The organism is Hyphomonas sp. UBA3195 (assembly GCF_002366485.1).
Lineage (GTDB): Bacteria > Pseudomonadota > Alphaproteobacteria > Caulobacterales > Hyphomonadaceae > Hyphomonas.
The window spans coordinates 24,760-40,612 of the sequence record NZ_DEXB01000005.1; the positions used below are offsets into that span (position 1 = coordinate 24,760).

The 15,853-nt window shown below is 58.0% G+C and carries 19 protein-coding genes; 10 read left to right on the forward strand and 9 right to left on the reverse strand.

The features are described from left to right. The first annotated feature begins 117 nt into the window (after positions 1-117). A complete protein-coding gene (gene mnmC / locus B2344_RS02200) occupies positions 118-1,968 on the forward strand; it encodes an FAD-dependent 5-carboxymethylaminomethyl-2-thiouridine(34) oxidoreductase MnmC (RefSeq protein WP_290484581.1) in 1,851 nt (616 codons plus the stop codon). Here the strand turns inward: mnmC and B2344_RS02205 are convergent. From B2344_RS02205 to B2344_RS02225, 5 genes are all read right to left on the reverse strand, one after another. Next, on the reverse strand, positions 1,948-2,157 hold the full coding sequence (locus B2344_RS02205; protein WP_206992105.1) for a hypothetical protein: 210 nt from the start codon (positions 2,155-2,157) through the stop codon (positions 1,948-1,950). The genes mnmC and B2344_RS02205 overlap by 21 nt on opposite strands. Before the next feature lie 45 nt (positions 2,158-2,202). Then, positions 2,203-2,649, reverse strand: coding sequence for an envelope stress response membrane protein PspC (gene pspC / locus B2344_RS02210; RefSeq protein WP_034817059.1), 447 nt, complete (start codon positions 2,647-2,649; stop codon positions 2,203-2,205). Positions 2,650-2,661: 12 nt separating this feature from the next. Continuing rightward, the gene (gene pspB, locus B2344_RS02215) at positions 2,662-2,916 is read right to left on the reverse strand and encodes an envelope stress response membrane protein PspB (RefSeq protein ID WP_034817057.1); all 255 of its coding nucleotides are present in this window, start codon (positions 2,914-2,916) and stop codon (positions 2,662-2,664) included. Between the two features lie 113 nt (positions 2,917-3,029). Then, on the reverse strand, positions 3,030-3,722 hold the full coding sequence (gene pspA, locus B2344_RS02220; RefSeq protein WP_290484582.1) for a phage shock protein PspA: 693 nt from the start codon (positions 3,720-3,722) through the stop codon (positions 3,030-3,032). 30 nt (positions 3,723-3,752) lie between these two features. After that, complete coding sequence (locus B2344_RS02225; RefSeq protein ID WP_255342029.1) at positions 3,753-3,884, reverse strand: hypothetical protein; 132 nt, start codon at positions 3,882-3,884, stop codon at positions 3,753-3,755. A gap of 211 nt (positions 3,885-4,095) precedes the next feature. Here B2344_RS02225 and pspF point away from each other — a divergent pair, with 211 nt between their 5' ends. Then, positions 4,096-5,184 (forward strand): phage shock protein operon transcriptional activator, encoded by a 1,089-nt coding sequence (gene pspF / locus B2344_RS02230; RefSeq protein WP_290484583.1) that lies wholly within the window; start codon positions 4,096-4,098, stop codon positions 5,182-5,184. Positions 5,185-5,192: 8 nt separating this feature from the next. Here the strand turns inward: pspF and B2344_RS02235 are convergent, their stop codons facing one another. Next, positions 5,193-5,543 (reverse strand): response regulator, encoded by a 351-nt coding sequence (locus tag B2344_RS02235; RefSeq protein ID WP_290480601.1) that lies wholly within the window; start codon positions 5,541-5,543, stop codon positions 5,193-5,195. A gap of 7 nt (positions 5,544-5,550) precedes the next feature. Further along, positions 5,551-7,335 carry a PAS domain-containing sensor histidine kinase gene (locus B2344_RS02240; protein ID WP_290484584.1) on the reverse strand — a complete coding sequence of 595 codons (1,785 nt, stop codon included), beginning with the start codon at positions 7,333-7,335 and terminating at the stop codon, positions 5,551-5,553. A gap of 308 nt (positions 7,336-7,643) precedes the next feature. On the opposite strand from B2344_RS02240, the gene hpf reads away from it, so the two are divergent. Together hpf and B2344_RS02250 are read left to right on the forward strand one after the other, a co-directional pair. Next, positions 7,644-8,237 (forward strand): ribosome hibernation-promoting factor, HPF/YfiA family, encoded by a 594-nt coding sequence (gene hpf, locus B2344_RS02245; protein WP_034817049.1) that lies wholly within the window; start codon positions 7,644-7,646, stop codon positions 8,235-8,237. A 23-nt stretch (positions 8,238-8,260) separates the two neighbouring features. After that, positions 8,261-8,731, forward strand: coding sequence for a PTS sugar transporter subunit IIA (locus tag B2344_RS02250; RefSeq protein WP_206992101.1), 471 nt, complete (start codon positions 8,261-8,263; stop codon positions 8,729-8,731). A gap of 82 nt (positions 8,732-8,813) precedes the next feature. Here B2344_RS02250 and B2344_RS02255 read toward each other — a convergent pair whose 3' ends face one another. After that, entirely contained in the window at positions 8,814-11,012 is a 2,199-nt protein-coding gene (locus tag B2344_RS02255; protein ID WP_206992100.1) for a M3 family metallopeptidase, read from the reverse strand. Between the two features lie 67 nt (positions 11,013-11,079). Then, positions 11,080-12,018 (reverse strand): NAD(P)H-dependent flavin oxidoreductase, encoded by a 939-nt coding sequence (locus B2344_RS02260; RefSeq protein ID WP_290484585.1) that lies wholly within the window; start codon positions 12,016-12,018, stop codon positions 11,080-11,082. 95 nt (positions 12,019-12,113) lie between these two features. Here B2344_RS02260 and B2344_RS02265 point away from each other — a divergent pair, with 95 nt between their 5' ends. The 6 genes from B2344_RS02265 (at position 12,114) to lptB (ending at position 15,842) form a co-directional block, all read left to right on the forward strand. Further along, positions 12,114-12,566: a GNAT family N-acetyltransferase gene (locus tag B2344_RS02265; protein WP_290481135.1), complete on the forward strand. Its 453-nt coding sequence runs from the start codon at positions 12,114-12,116 to the stop codon at positions 12,564-12,566. A gap of 6 nt (positions 12,567-12,572) precedes the next feature. Beyond that, positions 12,573-13,055 carry a YaiI/YqxD family protein gene (locus B2344_RS02270; RefSeq protein ID WP_206992097.1) on the forward strand — a complete coding sequence of 161 codons (483 nt, stop codon included), beginning with the start codon at positions 12,573-12,575 and terminating at the stop codon, positions 13,053-13,055. A 68-nt stretch (positions 13,056-13,123) separates the two neighbouring features. After that, positions 13,124-13,738, forward strand: a complete 615-nt coding sequence (locus B2344_RS02275; RefSeq protein ID WP_206992096.1) for a ribonuclease D — start codon at positions 13,124-13,126, stop codon at positions 13,736-13,738. A gap of 88 nt (positions 13,739-13,826) precedes the next feature. After that, positions 13,827-14,501 carry an LPS export ABC transporter periplasmic protein LptC gene (gene lptC, locus B2344_RS02280; RefSeq protein WP_051608018.1) on the forward strand — a complete coding sequence of 225 codons (675 nt, stop codon included), beginning with the start codon at positions 13,827-13,829 and terminating at the stop codon, positions 14,499-14,501. Beyond that, the gene (locus B2344_RS02285; RefSeq protein WP_290484586.1) at positions 14,488-15,009 is read left to right on the forward strand and encodes an LptA/OstA family protein; all 522 of its coding nucleotides are present in this window, start codon (positions 14,488-14,490) and stop codon (positions 15,007-15,009) included. Before lptC ends, B2344_RS02285 begins: the two co-directional genes overlap by 14 nt. 98 nt (positions 15,010-15,107) lie before the next feature. Next, complete coding sequence (gene lptB, locus B2344_RS02290; RefSeq protein WP_034817035.1) at positions 15,108-15,842, forward strand: LPS export ABC transporter ATP-binding protein; 735 nt, start codon at positions 15,108-15,110, stop codon at positions 15,840-15,842. The last annotated feature ends 11 nt before the right edge of the window (positions 15,843-15,853 follow it).

Sequence of the window (15,853 nt, forward strand, 5' to 3'; positions counted from 1 at the left end):
ATCGCGGTCACTCATTCAACGCGCGACGGACAAGAGCGATCCGATTAATTCGGTGTCAGAAAGCATGCAGCCGCGGAGGACTGTTCAAAACGATATGGCCCGGCTAACCCGTCTCGCATGGCCCGCTTGCTCACGCATCCCATGATTGACTGGAAGGACGACGGCACGCCCGTCGCCCGCGAGGCGGGGGACGTGTACTTCACGGCGGGGGATGGACTGGCTGAAACCCGCGCGGTTTTCCTGCAGGGCTGCGGTCTTCCGGAAGCTTGGGCAGGCAAGACCGAATTTACGGTAGCCGAAACCGGATTTGGCACAGGATTGAACTTCCTCGCCTTGTGCGAACTGTGGCAAGCGCACCGACCAACCCCGGATGCATGGCTCCACTTTGTCAGCTTCGAAGGCTTTCCCCTGACTGAGGACGATGCGGCGCGCGCGTTGGGCGCGTGGCCCGAACTGGCATGCTTGGCAGCGCGACTGCTCGCCGATTGGCCAGGGCCTGTGCGCTGTGTACACCACCTCGTCTGGCCTGATATCGGCGTCACTCTCACGCTTCATCTCGGCGATATTCACGACACGCTGCCCCAGAGCCAGTTCATGGCCGATGCCTGGTTTCTCGACGGATTCAGCCCGGCAAAGAATGAAGCCATGTGGTCAGCTAATCTTTACGGACTGATTGCAGAGCGCTCCAAGCCCGGCGCGAGCATCGGCACGTTCACCGTGGCAGGCACAGTTCGGCGCGGACTGACAGAGGTCGGCTTCGATGTCGTCAAAGCACCGGGACACGGCCGCAAGCGGCAGCGACTGGAAGCAAGGTTGGCACTTGCCTCTCCCGCCAAGCCGGACATTTACGGCCTGCGCGCGCATAGTGGCCCTCGCCAAAAGATCGCCATTCTGGGCGCAGGAATTGCCGGGGCGAGCGCGGCTTACGCCCTGACAGAGCGCGGCGCAGATGTGACTGTGTATGATCCAGTTGGCCCCGCAAGCGGCGCAAGTGGCAATCCGCTGGCCCTTATGATGCCTCGGCTCGATGCGGGCGACACGGCGCAAGCCCGCTTGCTGATCGACGCTTATCTTGCCGCCCGCCGCGCCTATTCAGGCATGGAAGGCGCACACGAAACCACCGTACGCCAAATGCCAAAGGACAAGGCCGAGCAGACCCGGTTCGCGAAATTGCTTGCGGACCCGCCTCTGCCTTTGGAAGACCTTGAAGCCATTTCGGGCGGCGGCCTGCTCCACAAGCGCGCACTGGTCCTTGAGCCTGCGCGGATCATTTCCGGATTGCTCGACAATGTTCGGGTCCGGACCGGGACGGTCGAGATTTCGCTACAGGATCGCTTGGTGAATGCCGAGGTGTTCGACATCATTGTCCTCGCCACCGCCATGGAGACGAACCGGCAACTTGGCTGGGTCGGGCTGGAAGGCCGATTGGGTCAGGTCGAGAGCGTCGCGGACGCCACACCCGTTCAAGCAGAGGCAATGGCGAGCGGGCACTACGCACTGGCATTGGAAGATCAGAGGCTCTGGGGCGCTACCTTTGAAAAAATCGAAGATGGTGTACCGGCTGCAACGTCCGCCGCTGCCCGCGCCACCAATGCCGACGCATTGCGACAATTGTCTCCATGGTGGCAACGAAGCGCAACGTCGCTGCCCGTTCAGTCTCGTGCTGCCATTCGTGCGACCACCGCTGATCGATTACCCCTGGTCGGTGCCGTGCCCGATTACTCTGCAGCGCTGGAGACATTTTCCGGCATGCGAAAAGGGCGCCCTGTCGATGCGGACGCCCCCGTGTTGCCGGGCATATTCATGGTGAACGGTTTTGGCGCGCGCGGCTTTACCTGGGGCCCCTGGGCCGGCCGGGTGCTGGCGGCCATGTGCCTTGGCGGGCCCTCCCCCGCCGAAGTGGCGGCGCTCGAGGCGGTCAGCCCCGTGCGCCTGATTGTTCGCGCTTTAAAGCGCGGTGAAGTCTGACTCACCAAAAGAGCGGGCGATGCTGAGGCGAACGCCCCCCTCTTCATGCGGCGCAAACGTCATCTGAAGCCCGCCGAACTCCAGTGCTGTCTGTCCCTGGAGGCTGGAGAGAAAGAGTACCATCATCAGGATGAGGATGGAGATCCCTCCGAGCAGCCAGTTATTCGTCAGTAGCGTCCCCTTACGCATTTTTCCGGTCCTTCTTGTCGGATGGTTAGGGTGAATGGGCGCGGTCTAGTTGCCACGCTCCAGGTCGCGGAATTCCTTGCGCAGTCGCCACTCGTCAGATGTGACCTTGCGTTCGATATCCCTGAGGCGTTCATCGAGATCCATGAAAGTGTATTTCAGGTTCCCGAAAGTGGCTCTGGGGCGGTCGTTCACGTTGCGCCAGAAAACATCTTCTTCCGGTGATATGGTACGACCGCCCAAAGGTGTCCGCGGCGTGATCATCCAGACGACGATATAGGCAATCAGGGCGATCGGTCCGGCGACAAAGAAAAAGGCGAGCACGGCCAGCAGGCGCACCAGGATGGGTTCCCAACCAAAGCGTTCGGCAAGGCCGCCACAGACGCCGGCAATGACCTTGTCATGACGCGAGCGGTAATAGCGCTTCGGATTCGGGGAGCCGTACTGGTCGCCTTCTGGGGCTGTATCACGGTAGGCACGGGATTGGCGGGACATATGTCTGGGTCCTTAGTCGTCAAAAGTGGGGCGGGAAGAACGAGGCGGCCTGCGGGGGCTGTCCGCTTCGCTCTGCTCAAGGAGAGATTCGAGCGTCTCGATCCGGCGTTCCATCGCCTTGGCCGAGCGCCAGAGATCCTCCATCATGCGCTCATCGTCGGGCATCAGGGTTTTCTGCTTCCGCCACAGGGTAATGTAGTGGAAGATCATGCCCGGGAGGACGATGAACAGCGAGACGATCGCTATGATTGGAATAAACTCATCCATCAGGCGGCCTCGTCAGCAGATGGCTGCCGGTTGGCGCGCGCCTGGGCGATGAGGCCCGGAGCGCAGACCAACGTCATGAAGCCGGTGAGGCAAGCGAGTGAAAACAACATCGATTAGTCCTCCGATTTCTTGCTGGAAGACTTCGCCGATGACTTGGCGCGCTTCGCTTTCAGGGCTTCGAGTTCCTTCTCGACGCTCTCGTCACGCTCCAGCGCGGCGAATTCGGCTTCGAGGGTCGGTTCACGGCCCTTGATCGTGTCAGCATAGGCTTCCATTTCGTCGACCTTGCGCTCGATATTGCTGTAGCGCGCCAGCGCATCATCCACTTTGCCGTCATAGACCTGGCTGCGAATGCGAATGCGCTGCTCGGCCGCTTCGCGGCGCATCATCAGTGCCCGATGCTTTGCCTTCGCTTCGTCAAGTTTGGCTTGAAGCTTGGCCAGATCGTCCTGGCGCTTCTCGAAGGCTTCTTCTGCCGCGTCCATTGCCAGCTTGCGGCGTTCGATTTCGCCATCAGCTTTCTGCTTGGCGGTCAGAGCGCCACGGGCCAGGTCTTCACGACCCTTGTCGATGGCCAGTTCAGCCTTTGCAGCCCATTCGTCGCGGGTCTGCGTGAAATGGACGATTTCGCGTTCCATTTCCTTTTTGTCTGCCATGGCGCGGGCCGCGGCGGTGCGAACCTCAACCAGCGTATCTTCCATTTCCTGGATGATGAGCCGGGCAATCTTTTCAGGATTTTCGGCGCTGTCGAGCATCGCGTTGATGTTGGAATTGATGATGTCACCGAGTCGGGAGAACAAGCCCATTTTGGTGTCCTTTCGTGAGTGGGGGGAGGATTAGAAGAACAAACCGCCGAAGAAGATGCCGACGACGAAGAACATCCAGCTTTCCGCCGGGCGCGTCGCGAGCCACCGACCGAAACGGCCAGCATCCGAGCGGGCTTCCGAAGTGTTGTAGCGATCTTCCATTTTCAGTTTGTCCTTCTTGTGTTTGTGAGCAACGCCCTGTCGCTCCGAGCCCTTCTGTCACTTCAAGGACCGTGCCAGTTCAAAATTAATTTTATAGATCTTTGTTTTATTTGGCATTTTTAGGTATTTCGGACTATTTGATTTTTATAATTTGGTGTATTTAGCCAATTTTTTTATATATTTTGCCTCTAATTTTTGCTATTTTGACTAAATGGTTGATCAAAATACGCAATTATTGGGGCAGGCGCCCGCCTGGCTGAGCGCGCAGGAGCATGTTTCCCGTGTCGCCCCGCTGGATCGCTCCATTCTTGTCATCGGGGAGCGAGGCACAGGCAAAGAGCTGATCGGCGAACGCCTTCATTTCCTGTCGAAGCGCTGGGATGGTCCATTCGTAAAAGTCAATTGCGCCGCACTGTCGGAGACCCTGCTGGATTCTGAACTGTTCGGGCATGAGCGCGGGGCCTTTACCGGCGCGACCGAAATGCGGCGAGGCCGGTTTGAACTGGCCGATGGCGGTACGATCTTCCTCGACGAAATAGCCACCGCCAGCGCGCAGGTTCAGGAAAAATTGCTGCGTGTTGTCGAGTATGGCGAATTCCAGCGGGTGGGCGGTTCAAAAGTACTCTCAACGGATGTTCGCATAGTGGCCGCCACAAACGCCGACCTGCCGGGCATGGTGGAGGCAGGCGAATTCCGCGCCGATCTTCTGGACCGACTTGCTTTTGACGTCATTACCCTGCCGCCGCTGAGGGCCCGGCCCGGTGATGCCAGCCTGCTGGCCGACCATTTCGCTCGGCGTATGGCAATTGAAATGGCGCAGGATTTCCCCGGTTTTGCCCCCTCGACCATTGCCGCTATCGAAGCTCATGACTGGCCCGGCAATGTACGTGAACTGCGCAATTTCGCGCAAAGGCTCGCACATCGCGCCATGCTGATGGCACCGGACGAACCGGTCTTGTTCGATCCGGCCGTACTCGACCCATTCGATTCTCCCTGGCGCCCGACTGGCTCCGGCAAGACAGGTCACTCCGAGACGCTTCAGGCCGACCCGGTACGCATTCGCGACAATCCAGAGATCGCCGCGGATTTCAGCGCGCAGGTCGCCGCTTTCGAGATGCAGTTGATTGACGAAGCCCTCAGCCTGTCACAAGGCCATCAGGGCCGCGCCGCAGATTTGCTGGGACTCTCCTATCATCAATTCCGGGGTCTTCTGAAAAAGCATGACTATGGGCGCAATGCCGGTAAGCCGGCCGATCCTGAGGCTGGCACCCCCATCAAAGGACCTGTGAGGGCCATGTAGGCCTCGCTTCAGTCTAAACTTGCGAAACCCTTCAACTGTTCGATCAGCCGCGGGTAATGCACAGGCTTTGTATGGATCGGACTGTCGGCAAGCCCGTCCTGCAAGTCGGCTTCGTTATTGCCGGTGACAAACACGAACGGAATTCCGAATTCCTTCAGGCGATGCGCCGTAGGAAACGAGGCAACCCCTCCGAGATCCATATCGAGCACAGCCGCATGGATTGACCCCGGCTCGATGAGCGCTTTGGCGTCCTCATTGCTCGCAACAGGCCCCACCACTTCCATGCCTGCATCTTCCAGTTGCGTCTTCATATCAAATGCGATCAGGAAGTCGTCTTCCAACAGTAATATCTTCGGCATAGTCCCCCTACCTTCTAGCTGGAAAGCGAAATTGAGCTTTTAATCCTTTCGGGTCAAAGGTTAAGTTCGATTTCCCGCCAAGAGCGTGTGACAGACTCTGTTCGATAAGCACACTGCCAAAGCCTTTTCGGCTGGGAGGCACCACCGGCGGACCGTCTGTTTCGACCCAGTCGATGATCACGTCAGGGTCATCCTCCGTCTCTTCTATGAACCAGCTGATGCTGAGCCGTCCGCTATCGTTCGAAAACGCACCATACTTGGACGCGTTCGTGGCCAGTTCGTGCAGGATCAATCCGAAAGCGTGTGACCCTTGCGGCCCCAGCACAAGCGGCGGCCCCGTCATTTCCAGCCGCGTGCCATCAGCGGGCGCATAGCCAAGAACCTGATCCCGGATGAGACGAGAAATATCCGATGAGTCCTGCGTCGTGGATACAAGCAGGTCATGGCTGGCCGCGATGGCGCGCAGGCGCCCGGTGAATGATTGGCGAAAGCCTTCAAAGTCTGTCGCCTCCCGCAGCGTGTGGGCGGCGATGGCCTGAATGGTCGCCAGCGAATTCTTGACCCGGTGATTCAGTTCACTGAGCAACATTTCGCGATGTGCTTCGGCCCGCTTGCGTTCCGAGATATCCACTGCGGACATGACAATGTCTGTCACCTGGCCGGATTCGTCGAAAATGGGCGCCAATTGCACGTCCACCGGTATCAGCAAGCCTCGAGAATCCCGGATTTCAGCATCGAACCGCATACGTCGTCCCGCTTCTGCCTTGGCAAAGGCCGAGATCAGGCGATCCTGCATCGCGCGCGTGTGAGACCATGCCGGATGCTGCCAGATAGGCTTCCCGACAAGGTCCTGGCTCGCCGCCCCGGTTAGTCGAAGGGAGGCTTCGTTGATTTCCAGCAGGATTCCACTGGGTGTGGTAAGCCCGATCATCGAAACAATGCCATCGAGAATGGTGCGCTGGCGTTGCTGGCTTGCATGCAACTGGAGTTCGGCCTGCTTGCGCGCGGTGACATCCTGAAATGACACAGCGAAGCCGTCCCCGACCCGAGCGACCGTGAAGCGGAACCAGCGCGGAACGCCATTGTCTGGATAGTAGAGCTCTCGCCGCCAAGGCGTTCCGGTCTCTACCGTGTTGCAAAAGACGTTGAACAGACCTCTTCCAAAGGCCTCGGGCATGACTTTCGATAGCCGCTTGCCGATCAGGACATTCGCCGAGCGCGCCGTCAGCTGTTCTGCTGCGGGATTGACGAACTCCCAGACGAAATCCTCGATCTCACCGGAAACAGCGCGCTGACTTCGCAGGATCATGAATCCGTCCGGGTTGGTCTCCTGCACGATGCGGAACCGGGTTTCGCTGTCTGTTAGTGCCCGGCTGATGCGCTTCTTTTCTGTTATGTCCTGAAGGATCGAAATGAAATAGGCGACCGTGCCATCCGGATTGCGAATGCAACTGACCGAAAGCAGGACCCAGACAATCCGGCCGGACTTGTGGTAATAACGTTTTTCGATCCGATAGGTCTCGCGCCTGCCCTCAAGCACCTCGTTGAGGAGCCCGACATCCAGATTCAGATCATCCGGGTGAGTGATGTCCTGAAACGTGATCTTGAGCAATTCGTCGCGCGGATAGCCCACAATTTCGGAGACGCGCCGATTGACGTTCAGCCATTGTCCCTGAGGGCCCACATGCGCGATCCCCACGCTGGCATGCTCGAACGTGGCCCGGAACATGGCATCACTTTCAACCAGCATGACTGCCGGTTTATTCGGTTCCTCGGGCTCACCGGTCGACATGCCTTGAGTTCATCCTTGATGGAGAGATATTAATTCAGGTAACTACGCGAAGATGTAAATCAGGTTACCCTGACTGTACTCCTCATAGGTCATTGTAACCATGTAATTTTTGACGCCAGACTGCACGCAGGGCGTTGCAGGCGCATCCTAGTGTGGCGACGCCAGAATACATATTTCACACGCAATGTATCGCTCGGCTCTTGAGGCCGGTTCTTCCCCTTCCCAAGTCAGGAAAATGAGGAATTCGATTCGCCTCATCGGCAATTCTGCGCCATACTTGAATCCTGAAAAAACAAAGGAGACCGCCCGTGCAGATACAGATTACTGGCAAGCATATGGATCTCGGAGAGGCTCTGCGGAGCCGCATCGAAGACGGACTGGAGGCGGCAGTCAGTAAGTATTTCAACCGAACCGGCGACGCCCGCGTTTTCGTGTCCCAACAGGGCCCCTTCGTCGAAGTTGACTGCAACGTGCACCTGCCCTCTGGCATTATCCTCCAATCGACCGGCAAGGCGGAAGACCCTTATGCTGCACTGGAAAACAGCCTCGACAAGATGGAAAAGCGGGTGCGTCGCTACAAGCGCCGACTGAAGGACCATCATGCCGGTACATCGGCTCCAATGCCGAACGAACTGGCTCCGGAAGCCGTGTTCCAGGTGAATGGTCACGATGCCGCCGAGGAAGAGCATTATGAAGAGCCGGATGACACACCGCTGACTGTCGCAGAAACATCGCACTCAATTCGGACAATGAGTGTCTCAGAAGCTGTTATGCAGCTCGAACTGCAGGAAGTGCCAGCCCTAATGTTCAGAAATGCTGGCCATGACGGGCTTAATATGGTCTACCGCCGACCAGACGGTCATATTGGATGGGTGGATCCAGCGAACGTCCCGAGGAACTAGTCCGGAACACGGAAAGTAACTTCATGGCGACTGATTTGACATCCCTGCTCACGGGCGGGGTAATCATACCATCTTTGGAAGCGAAAAGCCGCAAACAGGCAATTCACGCGCTCGCAGAGGCTCTTGCCGAAGCGACAGGCATTGGCCTGCGTGAGATTGAGGATGCCGTAATGGAGCGCGAACGCCTCGGATCGACCGGTGTCGGCGAAGGCGTTGCCATCCCGCACGCCCGTCTTGAGGGCGTCGACGCACCTGTCGGCGGCTATCTGAGACTGGTCCACGGCGTCGATTTCGAAGCGATTGATGATCGCCCTTGCGACCTGATTTTCATGCTGCTGGCTCCGAAATCTTCGGGCGCTGACCATTTGCGGGCCTTGGCCCAGGTAAGCCGCACATTCCGCCAGAGCGCCGTACGTGACGCCTTGCGCGAAGCGAATACGGAAGAAGAAGTCAAAGCGATTGTCTGCCGCGAAGCTGTCGAACAATCTGCCTGAGACACGCCTGACTTCACTGACATGAAAAAGCCCGCCGAATATTTCCGGCGGGCTTTTTGTTTGGATTTCGACCGAGCGCCGATCAGCCTTCGCTTGGCTGCTGCTCAGAGAAACCGCGCAGCTTCAACAGCGGTTCAATGGTTGGGTCGGAGCCACGGAAATTCCGGTACAGCTCATCTGCTTCGCGCAGACCGCCAGATTCATAGACCCATTTCTTCAGCCGCGCCGACAGTTCGGGATCATAGATGTCGCCCGTATCGCGGAACGCGGTGAAGCCATCGGCATCCAGAATCTCGGACCAGAGATAGGCGTAATAGCCTGCCGAATACCCACCCGCGAAGATGTGGCTGAAATACTGGCTGCGATAGCGCGGTTCGATCTCCGGGATCAGGCCGTATTCCTCCAGCACTTGTTGCTCAAATGCCCGGGCATCGGTGATTTCGGCGGCTTCCTCCGAAGTCAGCATGTGCCAACGCAAGTCCAGCAGCGACGCAGCGATGAACTCAGTCGTCTTGAACCCCTGATTGAAGGTCGCAGCAGCGTTCATCTTGTCGATCAGTTCGAGCGGAATTGGCTCGCCGGTTTCGTAGTGATTTGCATAGGTTGAAAGCACTTCGGGGGCGCCAGCCCAATGCTCGAGGATCTGGGCGGGGAATTCAGTATAGTCACGAGGACCATCAACACCGGAGAATGTGGAATAACGGATCTGCGTCAGCAAGCCATGCAGACCGTGGCCGAATTCGTGGAACAGCGTCTCAACTTCGTCAAACCGCATGAGGGTCGGCTCGCCCTCGGCCGGAGTGATCAGATTGAGATTGTTGGTGATGATCGGGCGAATATTGTTGCCATTGACGTTGGACGTGTCGCGGAACGAGCTCATCCACGCTCCACCACGCTTGGAATCGCGGGCATACATATCGACCATGAACAGGCCGAGATGGTCACCGGTTTCCGCATCCTTGACGTCATACGCGGTCACAACCGGATTCCAGCCGTCAACCTCGACCGGCTCGATCGTGATACCGAGCAGTTTGGAGGCAACATCGAACGCCCCGTCCCGCACAGCACCAAGTTCGAAATATGGTTTCAACGCATTGTCATCGAAGGCGTAGAGATCCTGGCGGACCTTTTCGGAATAGTGCCACCAATCATGTCCGGCAATCTGGAATTCGTCGCCTACCATGTCTTGCATGGCCGCGCGTTCTTCCTTGGCACGCTCGAGGCCCGGTTCCCAGACGCGGAGCAGGAACTCCTCTGCGCCTTGCGGCGTCTTGGCCATGCGCGTTTCCAACTGGTAGTGTGCGTGGGACTTGTATCCCATCAATTCGGCACGCTTGGCACGCAGCTGGGCAATCTTGATCGCGAGCGGGCCATTATCGAACTCGCCCTCGGACGCACGCAGGCGATAGCCATCGAACATCTTCGCGCGCAGATCGCGGTTCTCGCTCTGCGTCATGAAGGTTTCGTAGACAGAGCGATCAACGGTCAAGACCCACTTGTCTTCGCCGTCGACTTTCAAGGCGCTTTTGAAATCGTCTGAAAGGCCGACAAGCTCTGCCTCGTCAGTGACCTCGATCTTGAAAGCCTTGGTCGACAGGAGCAAATTGCGACCGAACTTGGTGGTCAGGCCCGACAATTCCTCATTGATCGCGGCGACCTCGGTTTTGACTTCCGGGGAAAGGTCCGCGCCATTGCGGACGAATTCGCGATGGACAAGTTCCAGCAGCCGCGCATCCTGCTCGTCCAGCCCCAGCCGATCACGCTGGCTGTAGACGGTCTTAACGCGCTCGAAGAGATCCTGATTGAAATTGATCGCGTTCATCTCGCGAGTCAGCATGGGCCAGATTTCAGCCTCCAGCTCGCTCAGCGTGTCATTGGTATCTGTATTTGTGATGTTGCCGAAAACATTCAAAACCTTGTTCAGCGACCCACCGGCGACGTCAATCGCGACGATTGTGTTCTCGAATGTCGGCGCGTCCGGATTGTCGACGATGGCATCAATGTCCGCACGCAACTCCAGAATCGCCTTCTTCGTCGCCGGCATGTAATGCCCATCATCGATTTCGGCGAAGGGTGGGACGCCATAGTCGGCCGTCCACTCCTGACGGAATGGATTGCCTGCGAGTTCCTCATCACTGACGACAATCTCCGGCAGCCCGGTCTCGCTGGCGGTCGCCTCGGTTGCAGCGGGCGTTTCCGGGGTTTCCGCTTTCTCGCCACAGGCGGACACGGCAAGGGCGAGCGCAGCAACGCTGCCCGCGAGCAATGATTTTCTGGTCATGGGATCCTCTCAGGTCAGTTAATGCCGTTTAGCGATAAATCACGGCAAAAACCAGACCCGTCGCGGCCTATTTCGGCAGGCGGGCTACGACTTCATGATACTCGGCCAGGGTTTCTTCGAGGATTTGAGCGACGGGCTTGACCGCGTGAATCCGCCCTGCGACCTGCCCCGTAAGGGCAATGCCAGCTTCGAGGTCTCCGTCGAAATAGACTTTCTGCGTCCCGGCAAATTCTCCAAAAATATTCTCGACGCCCTCCTTCAGGATGCGCTCTGTACGCTCCGTACTCAAGGCGCGCAGTGCCGGCCCCGGACCTGATCGGTTCAGGAACACGGTGTCGGTCGCATCCGCAGCAAAGATCGCGTCCTTCCAGTTCTGGTGCACCGGGCTCTCTTCCGAGGACAGGATACGCGTACCCATCAGAACACCTTCCGCGCCAAGCGCAAAGGCAGCGGCCATGCTGCGCCCGTCGGTTATGCCCCCTGCTGCAACCACGGGAACATTCACATGTTCGCAAACCAGCGGGATGAGAACCATCGATGCAACATCTTTCGGGTTCTTGAAGCCGCCCCCTTCCCCGCCTTCGACAATCAGCCCATCCACGCCAGCTTCAATCGCCCTTAGCGCGCCCTGAAGCGATGGGACGACATGGAACACGGTGAGGCCTGCCTCCTTCAGCATCGACGTATACTTCATCGGATCGCCCGCAGATGTTGTGACGAACTTGATGCCCTGATCGATGATGAAGTCGACAATGTTCGGGTCACGCACGAAGGCCTGGGCAACATTCACACCGAACGGTTTGTCCGTCAGGTCGTGCATCTTGAGGATTTCCTCGCGGATCACATCCAACTCGCCAGAAGACGTCTCGATGATGCCCATGCCACCAGCATTCGAGAAGGCCGAGGAGAGTGGCGCGCGAGCGATCCAGCCCATCGCCGCCTGAATGACGGGCTTCTCGATTCCCAGCATTTCGGTGATGCGGGTTTGGACGGGTGCTGTTGCCATGTGACTTCCTCCATTTTGCCGATAAAAGAAGGGGGAATGGCGAGGCCTGCAAGCCCTTGCCTTGCGTCAGTGCCTGCGGGCGGGAAGACTTGCCAATGATCTTGAGACCGCCACGCCTGGATGAATTGCCATACTTGTCGGACCTGTGCCTGCGATCAAAGGCGGTGTGGGACTATGACGAAGCCATGCTGGACGCATTCAAAGACGAACTCACGCTGACCGAGGACGACCTGGAATCGGACGTCATCATTGTGGCGGAGGATTTGCGCGGTGTGGCAGGGGTAGCTCAACTATCTTTTGATGAAACCGGATCGAGCTATCTGGACAAACTGTTTGTCGAGCCGGTCCGGCTCGGCGAAGGCACCGGAAAGATGCTGTATGTCTGGGCGTGCCGGTATGCACAGGGCTCCGGAGCAAAGGAGATGGTCATCGAGGCCGATCCGGATGCGGCGCCCTTCTATGTCCATATGGGAGCAGAGCCGGCCGGAGAAGCCGAGTCTGGCTCTATTCCAGGACGTTTGCTGCCCCGACTGGTGCACAAGCTGTAGTCTCGCATGTCTGACACCCAGCCGCCCCCGCCACAAATTCTCGTCGATGCAGATGCGTGTCCCGTCAAGGACGAGATATACAAGGTTGCACTACGCCATGACACGCCTGTGGTGATCGTTGCCAATTCCTATATCCGCATTCCCGAGCACAGATTGGTCAGCCGCAAAATCGTGTCAGATGGCTTCGATGCGGCCGATGACTGGATTGCGGAAGCTTCCACACCAGAGTCAGTCGTCATCACAGCGGACATCCTGCTGGCCGACCGCGCCCTGAAGGCGGGCGCAGCCGTCATTTCCCCGAATGGAAAGCCCTTCACGGATGCCTCAATTGGCAATGCCGTGGCCGTGCGCGCAATTCATTCCGATCTTCGTGCAGGCCTCGGCGACGGCATCGCCCGCGGACCAGCCCCCTTCTCCAAGTCGGATAGGTCGCGCTTTCTCTCAGCTCTGGACGCAGCCCTCGTCGCGCTGAAGAAAACCCGCAGCTAAGTGTGAGCCGATTGTTACCGGAGCGCGGAGATACTTGCCCTTAACGCCTGAAGTGCTAGAGCCTCGGCATGAACGGCATTACTCTTCACAAGGGCGACCTGCCCGCTGGTATCGACTTTGGCCCTGTTGTGGCGGTGGATACCGAGGCAATGGGCCTGAACCTGTTGCGCGACAATCTCACGCTCGTCCAACTTTCGTCCGGGGATGGCACGGCCCACCTGGTACAGCTGGACCGGGACTATAACTGCCCGAACCTCAAAAAAGTCCTGACCGACCCGAAAGTGCTCAAACTGTTCCATTTCGCGCGGTTTGACGTATCGATGATGAAACGCTGGATGGGCATCGATTGCGCGCCGATCTGGTGCACCAAGATCGCCTCGAAGCTGGCGCGTACCTATACGGATCGCCATGGCCTGAAGGACGTCGCACGCGAAATCGCAGGCGCTGACATGTCCAAGGCCCAGCAAAGCTCAGACTGGGGCTCAGCCGAACTGACCGACGCGCAACTCCAGTATGCCGCCTCTGACGTGCTTTACCTGCACAAGATCAAGGACGGGCTGGAAGCCATGCTGAAGCGCGAAGGCCGGCTGGAACTGGCCGAGGCCTGTTTTGCATTCCTGCCAATTCGCGCGACGCTCGACTTGTCCGGCTGGGCAGAAACCGACATTTTTGCGCATAGCTGACATAGTCGTCATGCCTTCGCCGCTTTTGTTTCGGAGCATGGGCCGCTAAACGATTACTGTAGTTAAGAAAACAGGCAACCGCGTATCCATGGACGCCGTCAAGCATCACGATCCGGCATCATTATGGGCTCCGCGGCGCCAATTGACGCTGGACCAGGCCCGCAAGCGGTCTCAAGGCGTGCGCCTGTTACGCCTCGCCTTTTCGGCTTGCGCGGCCATCTCGATTGGCTTGTTTCTTGGATATATTGTGCGCAGCGCTATCGCGAAGGATGCGACACCTGTCCAGGTGGCGCAGGGTGAAACCGTCACCATGCTCAATCCGCGTTTTTCAGGTCGGGATTCGGTCGGGCAGAGCTTCAACATCACGGCAGATGCGGCGCGACGGCGCCAAACCACCGGTACACTGGTCGATCTCGTCAATCCTGTTCTGTTGGACCAGACTGGAAGCGAAATCCGCGCACCATCGGGGATGTATGACCGTGATGCCGGAATTCTGGAACTGTATGAGGATGTCCGCATCGCGGATGCCAATGGATTCACCTTCATGACATCTGGCGCGCGCGTGTTCGTCGATGAGGGGCGCGTCGAAGGTCTTTCGCCATTGCAAGGCAGAGGGCCTCTTGGCGATATCAGCTGTGACTCGTATGAAGTTCTGGAAGATGGCAACCGCGTCATCTGCAAAGGCAATGTCAAAACGGTGCTCTACCCTGCCCCGGAAGACACAAATGAAACGATTGAAGGTGAGACAGATGGCTCTCAATAGAATTCTTGTTTCGCTGACCGCTCTGGCAGCCTTCGCAATGCCGGCCGCCGCGCAGATCTCTTCTGAAGGCGGCCCGATCTACATCAATTCGGAACGTACCGAGAGTCTGGAGCGCGAGCGCAAGGTGCTGCTGATCGGCAATGTCGATATCCAGCAGGGCGATGCCCGCTTGCGCGCGGATACGGTGACCATGATCTTTGCGGAAAAGTCGGCTGGCACGACGCAATCCACCAGCGTCGGCGGCGGTTTCGGCCAGGTCAAGACAATGATCGCCGAGGGCAATGTCTTCTACATCACAGCAGATATGAAGGCCAAGGGCGATCGCGGCGTATATGATGCGGCCAGCGATATCATTACCATGACCGGGAATGTGGCCCTGTTGCGCGAGCGCGACGTGGCCGAAGGCGCCGTATTACGGGTCGAGATCGGCAATCGCCGGACAACGCTGGACGGAGGTGACGGACGCACCCGAATGGTGATTGATCCGGACAATCAGTCAGGAAACTGAAAAAATTTTGGCGCGCACGTGAAGCCGATCTTAAGTATGTAAGGTTAAGCCTGTTTCCGGGTGGCAATATCCCAGTAGATTGAGGGAATTCAGAAAAGATGACGGATTCGGCCGAAGGCCTTGTCGTAAACAGCATTGCCAAGTCTTTTGGCAAGCGACAGGTCGTGCGGGATGTGTCTCTGAGCCTTCAACGTGGGGAAATTGTCGGCCTGCTTGGACCCAATGGGGCCGGCAAGACGACCTGCTTTTACATGATCATGGGCCTGATCGGCGCGGATTCCGGATCGATTTCCATCGATGGCGAAGACGTGACCCGTTTACCCATGTACCAGCGCGCGCGCCTTGGCGTGGGCTATCTTCCACAGGAAGCCTCGATCTTTCGGGGCATGACGGTGGAAGAAAATGTGATGGCCGTCGCGGAACTGGTCGAAAAAGACCGGGCAAAGCGTATGGCACAGGTCGATAGCCTGCTCAGCGAATTGCATGTGGAACATCTTCGTGGCCAGGCAGCCACGTCGCTATCCGGGGGCGAACGCCGCCGGGTGGAAATTGCCCGTGCGCTCGCATCGCGTCCAAGCTTCATGCTACTGGATGAACCGTTCACCGGTATCGACCCGCTCGCCATTTCCGACATTTCCGATCTTGTCCGCTATCTCAAGCAGCGCGGCCTGGGTGTTCTGATCACGGACCACCAAGTGCGCGAAACCTTGCAGATCGTCGACAAGGCCTATGTAATGTATGAAGGTGAAGTCCTGTTTGATGGGACGCCGCAAGACGTGCTCACCAACGAGGATGTACGCAGGGTCTATCTGGGTGAGCAGTTCGCCGCTTAGGAAAAAGGCGC

What these genes read in the sequence shown, in the direction of transcription:
- mnmC (WP_290484581.1), top strand. Translation starts at nt 118, where the DNA reads ATGGCCCGCTTGCTCACGCATCCCATGATTGACTGGAAGGACGACGGC.
- B2344_RS02205 (WP_206992105.1), bottom strand. Translation starts at nt 2,157, where the DNA reads ATGCGTAAGGGGACGCTACTGACGAATAACTGGCTGCTCGGAGGGATC.
- pspC (WP_034817059.1), bottom strand. Translation starts at nt 2,649, where the DNA reads ATGTCCCGCCAATCCCGTGCCTACCGTGATACAGCCCCAGAAGGCGAC.
- pspB (WP_034817057.1), bottom strand. Translation starts at nt 2,916, where the DNA reads ATGGATGAGTTTATTCCAATCATAGCGATCGTCTCGCTGTTCATCGTC.
- pspA (WP_290484582.1), bottom strand. Translation starts at nt 3,722, where the DNA reads ATGGGCTTGTTCTCCCGACTCGGTGACATCATCAATTCCAACATCAAC.
- B2344_RS02225 (WP_255342029.1), bottom strand. Translation starts at nt 3,884, where the DNA reads ATGGAAGATCGCTACAACACTTCGGAAGCCCGCTCGGATGCTGGCCGT.
- pspF (WP_290484583.1), top strand. Translation starts at nt 4,096, where the DNA reads ATGGTTGATCAAAATACGCAATTATTGGGGCAGGCGCCCGCCTGGCTG.
- B2344_RS02235 (WP_290480601.1), bottom strand. Translation starts at nt 5,543, where the DNA reads ATGCCGAAGATATTACTGTTGGAAGACGACTTCCTGATCGCATTTGAT.
- B2344_RS02240 (WP_290484584.1), bottom strand. Translation starts at nt 7,335, where the DNA reads ATGTCGACCGGTGAGCCCGAGGAACCGAATAAACCGGCAGTCATGCTG.
- B2344_RS02250 (WP_206992101.1), top strand. Translation starts at nt 8,261, where the DNA reads ATGGCGACTGATTTGACATCCCTGCTCACGGGCGGGGTAATCATACCA.
- B2344_RS02255 (WP_206992100.1), bottom strand. Translation starts at nt 11,012, where the DNA reads ATGACCAGAAAATCATTGCTCGCGGGCAGCGTTGCTGCGCTCGCCCTT.
- B2344_RS02260 (WP_290484585.1), bottom strand. Translation starts at nt 12,018, where the DNA reads ATGGCAACAGCACCCGTCCAAACCCGCATCACCGAAATGCTGGGAATC.
- B2344_RS02265 (WP_290481135.1), top strand. Translation starts at nt 12,114, where the DNA reads ATGATCTTGAGACCGCCACGCCTGGATGAATTGCCATACTTGTCGGAC.
- B2344_RS02270 (WP_206992097.1), top strand. Translation starts at nt 12,573, where the DNA reads ATGTCTGACACCCAGCCGCCCCCGCCACAAATTCTCGTCGATGCAGAT.
- B2344_RS02275 (WP_206992096.1), top strand. Translation starts at nt 13,124, where the DNA reads ATGAACGGCATTACTCTTCACAAGGGCGACCTGCCCGCTGGTATCGAC.
- lptC (WP_051608018.1), top strand. Translation starts at nt 13,827, where the DNA reads ATGGACGCCGTCAAGCATCACGATCCGGCATCATTATGGGCTCCGCGG.
- B2344_RS02285 (WP_290484586.1), top strand. Translation starts at nt 14,488, where the DNA reads ATGGCTCTCAATAGAATTCTTGTTTCGCTGACCGCTCTGGCAGCCTTC.
- lptB (WP_034817035.1), top strand. Translation starts at nt 15,108, where the DNA reads ATGACGGATTCGGCCGAAGGCCTTGTCGTAAACAGCATTGCCAAGTCT.